Source organism: Pseudorhodoplanes sp., assembly GCF_035565855.1.
Lineage (GTDB): Bacteria > Pseudomonadota > Alphaproteobacteria > Rhizobiales > Xanthobacteraceae > Pseudorhodoplanes.
The window spans coordinates 1-15,215 of record NZ_DATMRX010000335.1 but is presented as its reverse complement, the minus strand read 5'-3'; the positions used below and the strand labels follow the sequence as shown (position 1 = coordinate 15,215).

The window sequence follows — 15,215 nt, the reverse complement described above, 5'->3', positions numbered from 1 at the left end:
GCTCGCAAAGACCGGCTCTCCGGCGCGCGGGAAATCGCCGTTGCGGTAAGCCGCGAGGACCTCGGGCTGCAGCCGGTCCATGAAATCGGCGAGCGTCTTGTAGGTGACGCAGCGCACTTCCGGCAGCCCGCAGACCGCCCGCGCGAAGCTCTTGAGCGCCTCGCGGTATGCGCCATTCTGATAGTCGGTGAAATGGTGCCCGATATGGATCGGCGCGCGGTTGCCGGCGTAGTTCGCGCGGAAATAATTCAGGTAGCTGTCCAGCATCTGGCGGCGGAATTGCTCGCGGCGGCTGGCGATGGGCGCCGCGCCCGATTGCGCGACGAGGAAATTATAGTCCATCGACAGGGTGGCGCGCCCCGAGCCGGCCAGGCGGATGCCGGCGAGATTGAAACGCCAGATGCCGTCGCGCTTTTCCGGCCAGGCATGCGAGGGGCTGGTGCCGCTCGTGTCGTAACGATAGCCGCGCGCCGCGAGCGTCGCGTAGAGGCCGGGGCTATGCGCGAGATACGGCGCACGGAAGCCCACGATGTCCTTTGCCGTGAATGCAAAGCCTTCGCCGGGCACCAGATCGTTATTGCGCGCAACATTGTCCAAAAGGCCATCGAAGCTCGTGAACTCGGACGCCCATGACGCCGCGCTCCAGCCCCGGCCGTCGAAATGTCCGACGGCGTGCGAGGCGATTTCGTGTCCGTCGCGATGCATCGCGTTCATGAAGGCGACGCGCTTTCGCACATCCTCGGCGCTGCCGCCGAAATTGATGCGCGAGGCGCCGCGGGACTGCTGAGGCCCCTGGTAGAGATGCTTTTTGCCGTTGCTCAGGAAATTGATGCCGCTGACGAAGAAGGTGAAACGGACGCGCTCACCGTCGCGGTTCAGCTCGGCCGCGAAATCGGTCCATTCCTGCCAGCGCTCCAGCTCGGTGCAATTGTCGAAGGCAATTGCAACGAATTGCGGTGGCCGCTGCACGGCCGGTTCAGCCTGGGCACTGCCACTCCCGAACGCAAGACTCAACGCAACGCTTACAAACGCCACCGCACGCATGCGCTATTGCAAACAGCATGACCGACGGATCGATCAACGGCAATTGCGATGTGTGGTTAGCGCGAAGCGTTAATGCTTTGCTGTGTCTTCGTCTCTCGTAGGCCGTTGGCCTACGCAGCCAGATCAAGCTTGGAGGCAACCGTTGCGTCGGCGTTGAGCCGATAGATGATCGGCACGCCGGTCGCGATTTCGCGCTTCAGGATGCCCTCCGGCGACAGCTTCTCCAGCACCATCACAAGGGCGCGCAGCGAATTGCCATGCGCAGCGATGACGGTGCGCTTGCCCTGCAGCACGGCGGGCAGGATCTCCTGAACGTAATACGGCAGGGTGCGGGCGAGCGTATCGCGGAGCGATTCACCGCCGGGAGGCGCAATGTCATACGACCGGCGCCAGATATGCACCTGCTCCTCGCCCCATTTCTTGCGGGCATCGTCCTTGTTCAAACCGGACAGGTCGCCGTAATCGCGCTCGTTCAGCGCCTGGTCGCGCACGATCGGGATGCCGCTCTGCCCCATCTCGGCCAGGATAATGTCGAGCGTGCGCTGCGCGCGCTTGAGGGCGGAGGTGAAGGCGACGTCGAACGTAATGCCCTGCGCCTTGAGCTTGCGCCCGGCTTCCTTCGCCTCGGCGACGCCCTGCTCGGTCAGGTCCACGTCACGCCAGCCGGTGAACAGGTTCTTCAAATTCCATTCGCTCTGGCCATGGCGCACGAGCACAAGAAGACGATCGGACATGTCAGTTTCTTTCTTTCACTCTCTTCAGACCGCGTTAACGCGGGGGTAACTTCAAACGTCCTTCAGGCCCAGCACATCCATCATCGAATAGAGGCCGGGCTTCTGGCCTTTCGCCCAAAGCGCGGCCCGCACCGCGCCGCGGGCAAATATCATGCGATCCTCGGCGCGGTGGCTGAGCTCGATCCGTTCGGAAGGCCCCGCAAAGATCACGCTGTGATCGCCGACGACGGTGCCGCCGCGCAGCGTCGCGAAGCCGATGTCGCCGGCCTTGCGCGCGCCGGTATGGCCGTCGCGCGAGCGGACCGAGGTCTTGTCGAGATCGACATTGCGCCCTTCCGCCGCAGCGCGACCGAGCAACAGCGCGGTGCCGGACGGCGCATCGATCTTCTTGTTGTGATGCATCTCGACGATCTCGATGTCGAATTCCTCGTCGAGGGTCTTCGCCACCCGCTTGACCAGCGCCGCCAGCAGATTGACGCCAAGGCTCATGTTGCCGGATCGGACGATGGTCGCCTTCTTCGCCGCCTCGGCGAGTGCGGCCTCGTCTTGCGCCGAAAGCCCCGTGGTGCCGATCACATGCACGATGCCGGCCTTGGCCGCGAGTCCGGCGAGCGCCACCGTCGCCTTCGGGATCGTGAAATCAATGATGCCATCCGCATCGCCGATCACCGTCTCCGCGTCGTCCGTGATCGGAATATCCTGCCCTCCGACCCCGGCCAGCTCGGAGGCGTTGCGTCCAACCAGCGGCGAACCAGGCTCCTCGAGCGCTCCCGACAACGTGACGCCCTTTGCGTCGGCAATGGCGCGGATGAGCGCGCGACCCATGCGGCCGCCAGCTCCCGCCACGATCAGCCGCATGTCGGACATTGCGCACAGTCTCCGGGGTTCGAAACCCGCGGACCCGACAGGCTAAAGCGCTTCCGTCGCTTCGCTCGCCTTTCGGCCCGCGGATGCATGTTCTTCGCGAGATGGCTGGCCGGGTCAAGCCCGGCCGCGACGCCGTGCCGGCTTACGGCTGCGGGCCGTCATACCCCTCGATGATGACGATATCGGCGGTCGCGTGCGGCGCGCGCACCTTGATATTGGCCTGGTATTCCGGGGAGTTGTAGCAAGCCAGCGCCGTCGCATAATCCGGAAACTCGATCACCACGTTGCGGCTGCGCGCCTCACCCTCGGGGCATTCGAACGGGCCACCACGGACCACGAAACGCCCGCCATATTTCTTGAAGATCGCCGGGTTTGCGAGTGCGTAGGGCTTGTAGCCCTCCTCGTCGCGCACATCGACACGCCCGATCCAGTAGCCCTTCGCCATCGCTTCCTCCTTGTATTTTGCCTGTTATTTTGCCGCCTGCGCCACTTCCTGCACGATCGCATCCGCAGCCGCCTTCGGATCGGCGACGCCGGTAATCGGCCGCCCGACCACGAGATAGTCCGAACCGGCGCGAACAGCCGCAGCCGGCGTCATGATCCGCTTCTGATCGCCGGTATCGGCGCCCGCCGGCCGAATGCCCGGCGTGACCAGAAGCCGGTCCGGGCCGACGATCGGCCGCAGCATCTCCGATTCCTCCGCCGAGCATACGATCCCGTCGATGCCGAGCGCGCAGGCCTGCTCGCTCTTGCGTTTCACCTGATCGCGCGCGGTCCCGCCATAGCCGGCTTCCGTGACATCGCGATCGTTGTAGGAGGTCAGGATGGTGACTGCGAGGATCTTCAGACTGGAGCCGCGGCTCGCATCGAGCGCCGCCTTCATGGTCTGCGGATAGGCATGCACCGTGAGGAAGGTCGCGCCGGAATTGACGATGCTCTCGACGCCCTTGTTCACGGTGTTGCCGATGTCGTGCAGTTTCAGGTCGAAGAATACCTTCTTGCCGGACTTGATCAGGTCCTGCGCGAAGGACAGGCCGCCGGCGTAACCGAGCTGATAGCCGATCTTGTAGAACGCAATGCTGTCGCCGAGCTGGCCGACCAGCTTCTCCGCCGACGCAACCGAGGGCAGGTCGAGCGCGACGATGACGCGCTCGCGGGGAGCGATAGCGGAACGTGAGGAAGTCATGCGTAATGTCTCGCGAATTCGATCAGGCTTTTGACCACGGCCTTGAGCCGTTTGCTATTCGCCTCATCCCTGAAATTGTCCATCTCGTCGAAGGCCTCGCCAGCGCGGGCGACCGCGATCTGGTCGGGGATCACGAGCGCGCCGCAGCCCTGTTCCAGAACCTGCCGCAGCGCCATCAGCGATCGCATCGCGCCATATCCGCCATTCGATGCCCCGCCGAGTGCAAAGGCACGGTTCCTGTACGCAGCGAGCGGCGCCTCATTGCCATCGCGCACCCGCGACACCCAGTCGAGCGTATTCTTCAGGAGCGGCGTCACCGAAGCATTGTATTCGGGGCTCGCGATGAAGACTCCCTGATGCTGCTCAATCATCCGCTTGAGGGATACCGCAGGCGCCGGCGGACCGGAACGGCTTTCCAGATCGCCGTCATAGAGCGGCATCGGATAATCGAGCAGCGAGATGCGGGTGACATCGGCGCCCGCCAGCGCGAATTCCTTGGCCGCGAGCGCGGCGAGCTGCCCGTTCATCGAGCCGGTCCGGATCGAGCCGGCAAAGACCAGGATTTTCGGAGCGGGCATGGAGCTGAAAGATATCGATCCGCAGATACAGACGTCCCCGCGAATGCGGGGACCTCTATTCCAGAGCAGCGGTTATGTGTCCCTGCTTCCGCGAGGGACGACGATAACTCAGGACACCAGCTCGCGGCGATAGCACCACACCCGTGCAGGCGGGAGATTCATCCAGATGCGCTCGGAAGCCTCGGCCGCAATGCGCGACAGGCCCTTGGGGATCGGCGGCGCCGCCATCGAATAAGTGAACTGCACAAAGGGCGCGTTCTCGTGCAACAGGCCGAAGGCCTCGTTGAGCAGGCGAATGCGCGTGCGCATCGGCTTGTTCAGGAGCGGCAGGCCGGACACCATCGCGGCAGCCGGTGCGTCGAGCACCTCGCCGAGCGTGCGCCGAAGGCTGTAAGCGTCTCCCTGCACCACCGTCGCTTCCGGGAAGCGCTGGCGCAGGATCCGGCAGAAGCCGTGATTGAACTCGACCAGCACCAGCCGCTTTTGCTCGACGCCGCGCGCCAGCAGCGCCTCGGTGACCGGACCGGTGCCGGGACCCAGTTCGACGACGGGACCCGGGATCGATACATCGACATACCGCGCCATGGTGCGCGCCAGAACGCGGCCCGACGGCGTCACCGCGCCGATCGCCAGCGGCTTCTCCAGCCAAGAACGGATGAACCGCACCTCGTCATCAAGACGAAGGCCCTTCTTCTCGGCGAGGGAGGACTGGGGACGCATTGCCGCTGTGTTTATGAAACTATTGTGACCCACCCAAGGCATAACCGTTTTGGGCGGTCCCGCCAAGAGTACCGGCGCAAATCGGGACGCCAGGCTTGAGGTCTGTCACTGGGCACGTGACCCAATATCGAACAATTCCTTCATCCGGGCGAAGAAGCCGGTCGATTCCGGCTGCGTTTCGGTGGATGAAAGCTTTTGAAATTCCATCAGCAACTCGCGTTGCCGCTTGGTCAGGTTTTGCGGGGTCTCCACTACAACCTGGACATACATGTCGCCCATCTGCTTCGAGCGCAGGACAGGCATGCCTTTGCCCTGCAATCGGAACCGCCGCCCGGATTGGGTGCCGGACGGCACCTTCACCTTGCTGCGCGACCCGTCGATCGACGGCACCTCGAACTCGCCGCCGAGCGCGGCCGTCACCATGGAGACCGGGACCCGGCAATGCAGGTCGGCGCCATCGCGCTGGAAAATCGGGTGGGATGCGAGCGACAGGAAAATGTACAGGTCGCCGGAGGCGCCGCCCCGCAGCCCGGCCTCGCCTTCGCCAGCCAGCCGGATACGGGTACCGTCCTCCACGCCGGCAGGAATGTTGACCGACAGCATGCGTTCGCGCGTCACCCGGCCAGATCCCGCGCACGAGGGACACGGATCGTCGATGACCTGACCGCGTCCCTGGCAGGACGGACAGGTGCGCTCCAGGGTGAAGAAGCCTTGCGCATGCCGCACGCGGCCAGCGCCGCCGCACATGCCGCAGGTCTTGGGACGCGTCCCGGCCTTGGCGCCGGAGCCCGAACACGCTTCGCAGGTCACCGATGTCGGAATCCGCACTTCGGCGGTCTTGCCGAAATAGGCCTCCTCCAGCGTGATCTCCATATTGTAGCGCAAATCCGCGCCGCGCTCGCGGCCACCGGAGGAACGGCTGCGGCCGCCGGCCATCCCGAAAATGCCTTCGAAGATGTCGGAAAAAGCCGAGCCGAAATCCGACCCGAAGCCGTGCGCACTCGCGCCATTGCCGTGCTCGAAGGCGGCGTGGCCGAAACGGTCATAGGCGGCGCGTTTGTCGCCGTCCTTCAGAACGTCATAGGCCTCGTTGATTTCCTTGAATTTAGCCTCAGCGGACTTGTCTCCCGGATTGCGATCCGGGTGCCACTTCATCGCAAGCTTGCGATACGCGCTCTTGATCTCATTGTCGCTCGCGGTTCGCGAGACACTGAGCGTTTCGTAGTAACAAGCCTTGGCCATCGTAGAGCGATCCGCCACCCAATCGGTCATCGCCGGGCGTGACCGTTCAAAGAACGGCTACGATTTATCTGCCCACGCCCAGGCCATCCAACGATTTCTACAGAAGCGACCCGCGGGTCAAGCCCGCGGGTGCGATGATGTCGGTCGTGTACGTCGTGGTCGACGGACATCGAACTGTCCGAAGCTTAAGCCGACTTTTTCTTGTCGTCGTCGACTTCGGTGAACTCGGCGTCGACCACGTCGTCCTTGCCGCCGGCCGCGCCGCCGGACGAGTCCGAACCGCCCGACGCAGCGTCCTGCTGCGACTTGTACATCGCTTCGCCAAGCTTCATCGAAGCCTGAGCCAGCGTGTTGGTCTTGGCAGCGATCGCGTCGCCGTCGGTGCCCTTCAGCGCTTCCTTCAGATCGGCAAGCGCATTCTCGATGGCCCGGCGATCGTCCTCGCCGACCTTCGAACCGTGCTCCGACAACGCCTTCTCGGTCGAATGGACCAGAGCTTCGGCGTGGTTCTTGGCTTCAACCGCTGCCTTGCGCTTCTTGTCCTCTTCGGCATGCGCCTCGGCATCCTTGACCATCTTCTCGATGTCGGCTTCGGACAAACCACCCGAGGCCTGGATGCGGATCTGCTGCTCCTTGCCGGTCCCCTTGTCCTTGGCCTGGACGTTGACGATGCCGTTGGCGTCGATGTCGAACGTGACCTCGATCTGCGGCACGCCACGCGGCGCCGGCGGGATACCCATCAGGTCGAACTGGCCGAGCAGCTTGTTGTCGGCCGCCATTTCGCGCTCGCCCTGGAAGACCCGGATGGTGACCGCATTCTGGTTGTCGGCCGCGGTCGAGAACACCTGGCTCTTCTTGGTCGGGATCGTGGTGTTGCGATCGATCAGGCGGGTGAAGATGCCGCCCTCGGTTTCGATGCCGAGCGACAACGGCGTGACGTCGAGCAAGAGCACGTCCTTGACGTCGCCCTGCAAGACGCCGGCCTGGATCGCAGCACCGATCGCCACGACTTCGTCCGGGTTGACACCCTTGTGCGGCTCCTTGCCGAACAATTGCTTCACGACTTCCTGGACCTTCGGCATGCGGGTCATGCCGCCGACCAGGATCACTTCATTGACTTCCGACGCACTCAGCCCGGCATCCTTCAGCGCCTTGCGGCACGGCTCGACCGTCCGCTGGATCAGGTCGTCGACCAGCGCCTCGAACTTGGCGCGCGTCAGCTTCATGGTCAGATGCTTCGGACCGGTCTGGTCCGCGGTGATGAAGGGCAGATTGATTTCGGTCTGCGTCGTCGAAGACAGCTCGATCTTGGCCTTTTCGGCGGCTTCCTTCAGCCGCTGCAGGGCCAACTTGTCCTTGCGCAGGTCGATGCCCTGCTCCTTCTGGAATTCATCGGCGAGATAGCCGACCAGCCGCATGTCGAAGTCTTCGCCGCCGAGGAAGGTGTCGCCGTTGGTCGACTTCACCTCGAACACGCCATCGCCGATTTCGAGCACCGAGACGTCGAAGGTGCCGCCGCCAAGGTCGTAGACTGCGATGGTGCCGGACTTCTGCTTGTCGAGGCCATAGGCCAGCGCGGCCGCGGTCGGCTCGTTGATGATGCGGAGAACTTCGAGGCCCGCGATCTTGCCGGCGTCCTTGGTCGCCTGGCGCTGGGCATCGTTGAAATAGGCCGGGACAGTGATGACGGCCTGCTCGACCTTCTGACCCAGATGGGCCTCGGCGGTCTCTTTCATTTTCTGAAGGATGAAGGCCGAGATCTGCGACGGCGAATAGGTCTTGCCGTCGACCTCAACCCAGGCGTCGCCGTTCGAAGCCTTGGTGATCTTGTAGGGGACAAGCTTCTTGTCCTTTTCCACCGTCGGGTCGTCGTAGCGCCGACCGATCAGGCGCTTGACCGCAAAGATGGTCCGTTCGGGATTGGTGACAGCCTGACGCTTGGCCGGCTGGCCGACGAGCCGCTCGCCGTCGTCGGTGAATGCGACGATCGAAGGCGTCGTGCGCATGCCCTCGGCATTTTCGATGACCCGCGGCGTCTTTCCTTCCATCACGGCGACGCACGAATTGGTGGTGCCGAGGTCGATACCGATGACCTTTGACATTTTTCTATTCCTCTCTTTCAGGCAGATCGGCCGGGCCCTGAACCGGCACCCGGATAGAGCGTTGAATTCGACGGGTGCCCCCGTCGCGCGTCCGTAATCCGACCCCCTCTAAAATGATCGCGCCGCAGCCCTGCGGCGTCACGGGTCATATAGGAGGGGCCCTTTGGGCCGCAAGGACTTAGGGAGCGGGAGATGCAGTGAAAACGCCTGATCCGCAGGCGTTTGCGGCCGGCGTCCGCGCAGGGAAGCTGCGCGGGTTTCGTTTCGGTTTCCCTAACGGCGATCGATTTCCGCAGGGGGGCGTCCCGGACGCGGCCGGTAGACCGGCAACGACCAGCCGCGATGCAGCGCCAGTCCCCGGATCGCAAGACAGACCGCAAACCCCGAAATCGCGGCAATGGTGGACGGCATCCCGGCCACCCCGCGGAGGACGAAGACGGCGGCCCCGGCGAGCGCGGCGGTGACATAGACCTCCCTGCGCAGGATGATCGGGATTTCACCGCCCAGCACATCGCGGATGACGCCCCCCATGGTGGCCGTGATGACCCCCATGACGATGGCAATGAACGGGGTGGTGCCGGCGTCGAGCGCCCGATCGGCGCCGACCACGCAGAACATCGACAATCCGATCGCATCGAGCCAGAGCAGCAGCCGAAAGCGGGATTCCGGGATATGGGCGGCGAAAAAGACGATCACCGCGACCACGAGGCATACCGCGACATAGATCGGCTTCTGCACCCAGAAGACCGGCGTCAGCCCCAGCACCACGTCGCGCAGGGTTCCACCGCCGATCCCGGTGACGGTGGCGAGCAGTGCGAATCCGACGACGTCCATCTGCTTGCGCGAGGCGACCAGCGCACCGGTAACGGCAAACACCGCGACGCCCAGGACGTCGAGGATGGTGATCAGGGTCTCGAGCATGGTCGCACCCGGCTTTGCGCGCGGCACCTGCCTTTCAATGACCCGATTCGGTGGTACATTGCGACTGCCCCGCCCGGCCGCATCGACCGACGGCTATGCCCGGCCCTGCGGCGAAACGCAAAACCGTACCCACAGATCGCGATGGCCCTGATGATGCTGCGAACAGCCGTGCTGCTATTTGCTCTGCTCGTTTCGGGGCCTGTTCTGGCTGCGGACGCGGTGTTTCCGACCGGGTCGCATATCGGGCTCGTACCGCCGGCGGGGATGACCGCAGCCAAGACGTTCCCCGGCTTCGAGGATCGCGAGCGCAAGGCCGCGATCGTGGTGAGCCAGGTGCCCGGTCAGGCCTATGATCAATTTCTCAAGGCGATGAATTCGGGAGCGATCAATCTGCCCGGCGTCAGCAATGCCAAGCGCGAAGTGCTTTTGACCGAAAGCGGCGCAGCGCATCTCGTTGTCGGTGACCAGGAAGCGGAGGGCACCAAGTTCCGCAAATGGCTGATGATCACGCGGCGCAGCATCACCGGACAGGGCTCAGACGCGAATTTTTCGTTCATCGTCACCGCTCAGGTGCCGGCCGAGGCAAGCGACGTCTATCCGGAAGACGCGATCCGCAAGGCGCTGGCGAGCGCGACCTTGCGCGCAGCGATCCCGCCGGAGGAAATCCTCGACACCATGCCATTTCGCGTCACCGAACGGGCGAATTTCGAAGGCGTCCGGCTGATGGCGCCAGGCCAGGCGGTCATGCTGACCGAGCGCGCAGGACCAACCGAAATCCATAAGGTCGAGCCGCTGGTGATGGTTTCGGTCGGCGTCGGCGCACCGACGCAGCCCAGCGAGCGGGCGAGCTTTGCCCAGAATGTGCTGCGCAGCATCCAGGGCTTCAACAATCTGAAGCTGGCCTCGCAGGATCAGATCAGGGTCGGCGGTCAGCCGACCGACGAAATCAGGCTGGAGGGCCAGGCCGCTGCGGACGACACCGATGTGGTGATCGTTCAGTGGATACGCTTCGGCGTCGGCGGCTTCATCCGCATTGTCGGCGTTTCGCCGAAGGCGCAATGGTCGGAGAATTTCACACGCTTCCGTCAGATTCGCGACGGCATCAACGCGCGGGAGTGATGTCGCGCTTTTTGCGTCGCTTTTGCCGTCGTTCCGGATAGACGGCATACGGATCTGGCGGTCACGCGCGACGCTTGGAGCGTGGCTTTTACCTGACCACGCGACCTTGCTGTGGACGCAGCGAGCGGTCAATCAACAAACGAGGTCGGGCTATTTCCCGCCGGCATTGTCGTTCGCGACCGGCGCGGGCGAAGCTTTTGGTCCGCCCTTCGACACCGCGACCATAGCCGGCCGCAGGATGCGATCAGCGATGACATAGCCCGGCTGCATCACCTGGACCACGGTGCCGGCGGCGACCGAAGGGTCGGGCACTTCGAACATCGCGTCATGCAGGTTGGGGTCGAACTTCTCGTTGAGCGGATCGATCCTGCGGATGCCGTGCTTCTCGAGCGCCTTCATCAACTCGCGTTCGGTCAGCTCGACGCCTTCGATGAAGGCGGTAAAGGCCGCGTCCGCACCAGCCCGGACTTCCGGCGTGATCGTGTCGAGCGCACGGCGCAGATTGTCGGAAACGCCGAGGATGTCGCGCGCAAACGAGGCGATGCCGTATTGGCGCGCGTCAGCAACCTCACGCTCGGTGCGCTTGCGGAGATTTTCCATCTCGGCCAGCGTCCGCAGCAGGCGGTCCTTCATCTCCGCCGCTTCATCGACCAGGAGCGATGGATCGACGTAGGGCTTCGAGACCTTGGGCTCGGGGCTGGACTTGGCGTCGGCTTCAGGTGCTGGCGCGTCAGGCCGTGGCGTATCGTTCATCGCGGTGCGTCCGGTGACGGTGATGGCTTATCGTCCCGCCATATCAGAATTCGAGGAGTAAAAATCAAGTTCCCGAGAGGATTCGGGACACCAACTTGGCGGTATAATCCACCATGGGGATAACGCGCGCATAATTTAGCCGGGTCGGGCCGATTACGCCCAGCACCCCCAGGATTCGTCCCGTGGAATCCCGGTAGGGGGCGACGATTGTGGATGAGCCGGACAGGGAGAACAGCTTGTTCTCCGACCCGATGAAGATCCGCACACCGTCGGCACGCTCGGCGCGGCCGAGGAGATCGATCACCCCGCGGCGCGTTTCGAGGTCGTCGAAGAGCAGCCGGACACGCTCCAGATCGTCGAGCGCGCGGAGATCATCGAGCAGATGCGACTGTCCGCGCACGATCAGCTTGCGGTCCTCGGTCTCCCCGCCGGACCAGCTTGCGAAGCCCGCCGCGACGATCTTTTGCGTGAGCTGGTCGAGTTCGGCGCGTCCGGCCTCCAGGGCCTCTTCGAGCTCGATCCGCAATTCGGCGATCGTCTTGCCGCGAATCCGCGCATTCAGGAAGTTGGAGGCCTCGGTCAGCGAGGATGTCGGCAAGCCGGCAGGGATGTTGAGGATGCGGTTTTCGATCTGCCCGTCTTCCGAAACCAGCACGACGAGCGCCCGCTCGGGCTCGAGCCGCACGAATTCGATGTGCTTGAGGTTGCTGTTGAGCTTGGCGGTCAGCACAACACCAGCGGCCCGCGTCAGACCGGACAGGAGGCCGGATGCCTGCATCAGGACATTTTCGTAGGACTGGCCGCGTCCGGCGACCTGCGCCTCGATCGCACGCCGGTCGCTGTCGTTGAGGTCGCCGATCTCCATCAGGGCATCGACGAAGAAGCGCAGCCCGATTTCCGTGGGCAGCCGGCCGGCCGAGGTGTGCGGAGCGTAGATGAGCCCGAGCTGCTCGAGGTCGCTCATCACGTTGCGCACGGAGGCCGGCGACAGCGAAACCTGAAGCAGACGTGACACATTGCGCGAGCCAACCGGTTCGCCGGTGGCCAGGTAGCTCTCGACGATCTGACGGAATATGTCGCGCGACCGCTCGCTCAGATCGGCGAGCGAAACATGGGTCGCGCCGATCGGGATGTCGTGTGACGCCAAGACAGGCAATCTCCTTTGATTGCGTAGGATGTGTCGATTATGCCTCGGATTTCAAGCGCCATCGGCCTCAGACCCGCCGCCCGAAGAGCAGGATCGTCCCGATGGGCAGGATGAATCCGATCGCCAATGCCGCGATCAGCAGGCCGCCGAGTTCCGTATACTCGCCGCGCTGAACCGCAAAGATCTGGTTGAGATATTTGGTCTGCAACTGGCCGGCCGCCAGCGCCAGATTCATCAGCGACGCCATCAGCGCGAACCAGGTCGCGCGGTGTCCGGGCGGCGCATAGAACGCGATCAGCGTCAAAAGCGGAATCATCGACAGCTGCGCGAACGGCGACGAGGCGACCGTGTCGACCAGCGCGATGGTGCGGGCGCCGAAACCGAAGGTGCGCTCGGTCCATTCTTGCACGCCGTAGTAAAGCGCAAGGCTCGGCGTCGCCAGCAAGGTGCCGATGATCGCCAGCCAGAACAGCGTCTTGGTCACCGAATATTCGGTAAGCTGGCGGGAGAACAGCCACATGCCGAGGATCGCCAGCACGGCGCCGGTCTGACGCAAGGCACCGTAGAAATTCTCGTCGAATTTCAGGATGTCCAGCGTCCACCAGAAATAGCCGTCGCCGACGCCCGGCGTCGCGCGGAACGCAAAAATGATGATGCTGGTGTAGAGGATCGCCATCCGCGACTTGTGATCGAGCTCGCGGGTGACGAACACCAGCATCCCGCAGATGACGATCATCGATAGAACGAAGATGGCCTCCTGGCCAAAGGGAACGCCGCCCAGCGCGATCGCCAGCACCATCGCCCCGAAGATCAAGCCGCCGCCAAGAATGCGCCAGTCGAGCGGCCGGATTTCGGTCGGCTCCTTCCGGACCAGCAGCGTACCGGTGACGGAGATTGCCGGGATCGCGAGACCCATCAGGAACACGGTTTCTCGGTCGAACACGCCGGCCAGAACGCCGGACAAACCGGCGACCGCAACGATGCCAGCCGACAGCGCAAGGCGGCCCAGCACCTGCACCATGCCCAGTTCGGACCGGACTTCGTTGTCCGGTCTCGGTTCGCCCTGTGCATCGACCCGGCTCACCACCTCGGTCGACATCGCATCGGCAACCACGTCCTGGATCACCGTCCCGAGCACGATCAGGAGCGCGCCGAGAACATAGAGATGGTCCGGCCTCAGGAAGACCAGCCAGCCTCCGGCCGCACCGGCGAGCGTCAACAGTCCCGCGGCGGTGAACAGCGCGCCGATCAGGATGTAAGCCTTGCGCCGCGATCCGAAGATCGGGACGCAATCCACCAGTTCCCCGAACACCATCTTGATGGTCCAGGGCAGGGTCAGCCAAACCCCGATGCTGGCAAGATCGGCCGGCGAAAGCTGAAGCTTCTCCTTGATCCAGAAATCACGCGTGACGTCGATCAGCCCCAGCGCCCCATAGGCGAAATAGACCATGATCAGCGGGACATAGGCGGGCTGGAACGCGCGAAGCGGCCGCATCAGGTTATCGAGCATGCCAATTGGGCCCCAGACCGGTTGAAAGGACAATCCGCGCTTGTCGGCTGCGACGCTGCCTCCTAAAAGCGCTGAAGCCGAAGGACAAATCAAGAAGGACTGAATGATGCGGCCAAGCCGCCGGGCTCCCGATGAAATGCGTGCCGTCTCGCTCGAGCGCGGCGTGGTCAAATATGCCGAAGGCTCCTGCTTTGTGAAATTCGGCGACACCCATGTGCTGGTCACCGCGACCCTCGAGGATCGCCTGCCGCCCTGGCTGAAGGGACAGGGGCGCGGCTGGGTCACCGCCGAATACGGAATGCTGCCGCGCGCGACCTCCGAGCGGACGCGCCGCGAAGCGACCGCGGGCAAACAGGGCGGACGGACCGTGGAGATTCAGCGGCTGATCGGTCGCTCTCTGCGAACCGTGGTGGATCTCGTTGCGCTCGGGGAGCGGCAAATTACCATCGATTGCGACGTCATCCAGGCCGATGGCGGCACGCGCACCGCATCGATCACGGGCGGATGGGTCGCGCTTTACGACTGCCTGCACTGGATGAAGACGCGCAACATGCTCAAGTCCGAGGTGCTGCGCGATCATGTTGCCGCGGTGTCCTGCGGCATCACCAAGGGCACCCCGGTTCTCGACATCGATTACGCGGAAGATTCCGAAGCCGAGACCGACGCGAACTTCGTGATGACCGGTTCGGGCGGCATCATCGAAATCCAGGGTACGGCGGAAAAGACGCCGTTCACCGAGGAGCAATTCCTCGACTTGCTCAAGCTCGCACGCAAGGGCGTCGGCAAGCTGATCGATCTGCAGAAGATGGCCGTGACATGAGCGAGCATCGTCAGATCACGGCAAAGCTGGTCATCGCCACCCATAATGCGGGGAAGCTGCGCGAGATGCGCGAGCTGCTCGCGCTCTATGGCATCGAGGCCGTATCGGCCGGTGAGCTCAATCTGCCTGAGCCGGAAGAGACCGGCACGACCTTTGCGGAGAATGCGGCGATCAAGGCGCATGCCGCGGCAAAGGCCTCCGGCCTCCCCGCCTTTGCCGACGATTCAGGTCTTGTCGTCGATGCGCTCGGCGGCGCGCCGGGCATTCACTCCGCGCGCTGGGCCGGCCCTGACAAGAACTTCATGCGCGCAATGCAGAACATCGACCAGATGTTGCGAGACCATGGCGCGACCACACCGGCGCGTCGCACCGCGCATTTCGTTTCCGCGCTTTGCGTCGCCTGGCCCGACGGCCATACCGAGGATTTCGAGGCGATCGTCGAAGGCACGCTGGTCTGGCCGCCGCGCGGCGA

The 15,215-nt window shown here is 63.8% G+C and carries 16 protein-coding genes; 3 read left to right on the top strand and 13 right to left on the bottom strand.

The genetic code is table 11. The features are described 5' to 3' along the window. The 10 genes from VN004_RS19235 to VN004_RS19190 form a co-directional block, all read right to left on the bottom strand. The coding region (locus VN004_RS19235) for a polysaccharide deacetylase family protein (RefSeq protein WP_325613546.1) at positions 1–969 on the bottom strand (969 nt) is incomplete at its 3' end. Between the two features lie 185 nt (positions 970–1,154). Further along, positions 1,155–1,778 (bottom strand): 2,3-bisphosphoglycerate-dependent phosphoglycerate mutase, encoded by a 624-nt coding sequence (locus VN004_RS19230; protein ID WP_325613544.1) that lies wholly within the window; start codon positions 1,776–1,778, stop codon positions 1,155–1,157. A 51-nt stretch (positions 1,779–1,829) separates the two neighbouring features. Then, on the bottom strand, positions 1,830–2,645 hold the full coding sequence (gene dapB, locus VN004_RS19225; RefSeq protein WP_325613542.1) for a 4-hydroxy-tetrahydrodipicolinate reductase: 816 nt from the start codon (positions 2,643–2,645) through the stop codon (positions 1,830–1,832). A 142-nt stretch (positions 2,646–2,787) separates the two neighbouring features. Beyond that, on the bottom strand, positions 2,788–3,090 hold the full coding sequence (locus tag VN004_RS19220; protein WP_325613540.1) for a DUF1330 domain-containing protein: 303 nt from the start codon (positions 3,088–3,090) through the stop codon (positions 2,788–2,790). A gap of 24 nt (positions 3,091–3,114) precedes the next feature. Beyond that, the gene (pyrF, locus tag VN004_RS19215; protein ID WP_325613538.1) at positions 3,115–3,831 is read right to left on the bottom strand and encodes an orotidine-5'-phosphate decarboxylase; all 717 of its coding nucleotides are present in this window, start codon (positions 3,829–3,831) and stop codon (positions 3,115–3,117) included. After that, complete coding sequence (locus VN004_RS19210) at positions 3,828–4,409, bottom strand: NAD(P)H-dependent oxidoreductase (protein WP_325613536.1); 582 nt, start codon at positions 4,407–4,409, stop codon at positions 3,828–3,830. The genes pyrF and VN004_RS19210 overlap by 4 nt, the downstream gene beginning before the upstream one ends. Positions 4,410–4,517: 108 nt before the next feature. Continuing rightward, complete coding sequence (locus tag VN004_RS19205; RefSeq protein WP_325613534.1) at positions 4,518–5,129, bottom strand: methyltransferase; 612 nt, start codon at positions 5,127–5,129, stop codon at positions 4,518–4,520. A gap of 105 nt (positions 5,130–5,234) precedes the next feature. Next, on the bottom strand, positions 5,235–6,371 hold the full coding sequence (dnaJ, locus tag VN004_RS19200; protein WP_325613532.1) for a molecular chaperone DnaJ: 1,137 nt from the start codon (positions 6,369–6,371) through the stop codon (positions 5,235–5,237). Between the two features lie 185 nt (positions 6,372–6,556). Beyond that, a complete protein-coding gene (gene dnaK, locus VN004_RS19195; RefSeq protein WP_325613530.1) occupies positions 6,557–8,473 on the bottom strand; it encodes a molecular chaperone DnaK in 1,917 nt (638 codons plus the stop codon). A 273-nt stretch (positions 8,474–8,746) separates the two neighbouring features. Then, positions 8,747–9,394 (bottom strand): trimeric intracellular cation channel family protein, encoded by a 648-nt coding sequence (locus VN004_RS19190; protein WP_325613526.1) that lies wholly within the window; start codon positions 9,392–9,394, stop codon positions 8,747–8,749. Positions 9,395–9,544: 150 nt separating this feature from the next. Between VN004_RS19190 and VN004_RS19185 the strand changes: the two genes are divergently transcribed. Continuing rightward, positions 9,545–10,513 carry a hypothetical protein gene (locus VN004_RS19185; RefSeq protein ID WP_325613523.1) on the top strand — a complete coding sequence of 323 codons (969 nt, stop codon included), beginning with the start codon at positions 9,545–9,547 and terminating at the stop codon, positions 10,511–10,513. 150 nt (positions 10,514–10,663) lie between these two features. Here the strand turns inward: VN004_RS19185 and grpE are convergent, their stop codons facing one another. From grpE to VN004_RS19170, 3 genes are all read right to left on the bottom strand, one after another. After that, entirely contained in the window at positions 10,664–11,266 is a 603-nt protein-coding gene (grpE, locus tag VN004_RS19180; RefSeq protein ID WP_325613519.1) for a nucleotide exchange factor GrpE, read from the bottom strand. Between the two features lie 64 nt (positions 11,267–11,330). Then, complete coding sequence (gene hrcA, locus VN004_RS19175) at positions 11,331–12,413, bottom strand: heat-inducible transcriptional repressor HrcA (RefSeq protein ID WP_325613517.1); 1,083 nt, start codon at positions 12,411–12,413, stop codon at positions 11,331–11,333. Between the two features lie 67 nt (positions 12,414–12,480). Continuing rightward, positions 12,481–13,923: a hypothetical protein gene (locus tag VN004_RS19170; RefSeq protein WP_325613515.1), complete on the bottom strand. Its 1,443-nt coding sequence runs from the start codon at positions 13,921–13,923 to the stop codon at positions 12,481–12,483. Positions 13,924–14,029: 106 nt separating this feature from the next. On the opposite strand from VN004_RS19170, the gene rph reads away from it, so the two are divergent. Together rph and VN004_RS19160 are read left to right on the top strand one after the other, a co-directional pair. Then, positions 14,030–14,743, top strand: a complete 714-nt coding sequence (gene rph, locus VN004_RS19165; protein ID WP_325613512.1) for a ribonuclease PH — start codon at positions 14,030–14,032, stop codon at positions 14,741–14,743. After that, on the top strand, positions 14,740–15,215 hold a 476-nt coding region (locus VN004_RS19160), incomplete at its 3' end, for a non-canonical purine NTP pyrophosphatase (RefSeq protein ID WP_325613509.1). The genes rph and VN004_RS19160, both read left to right, overlap by 4 nt.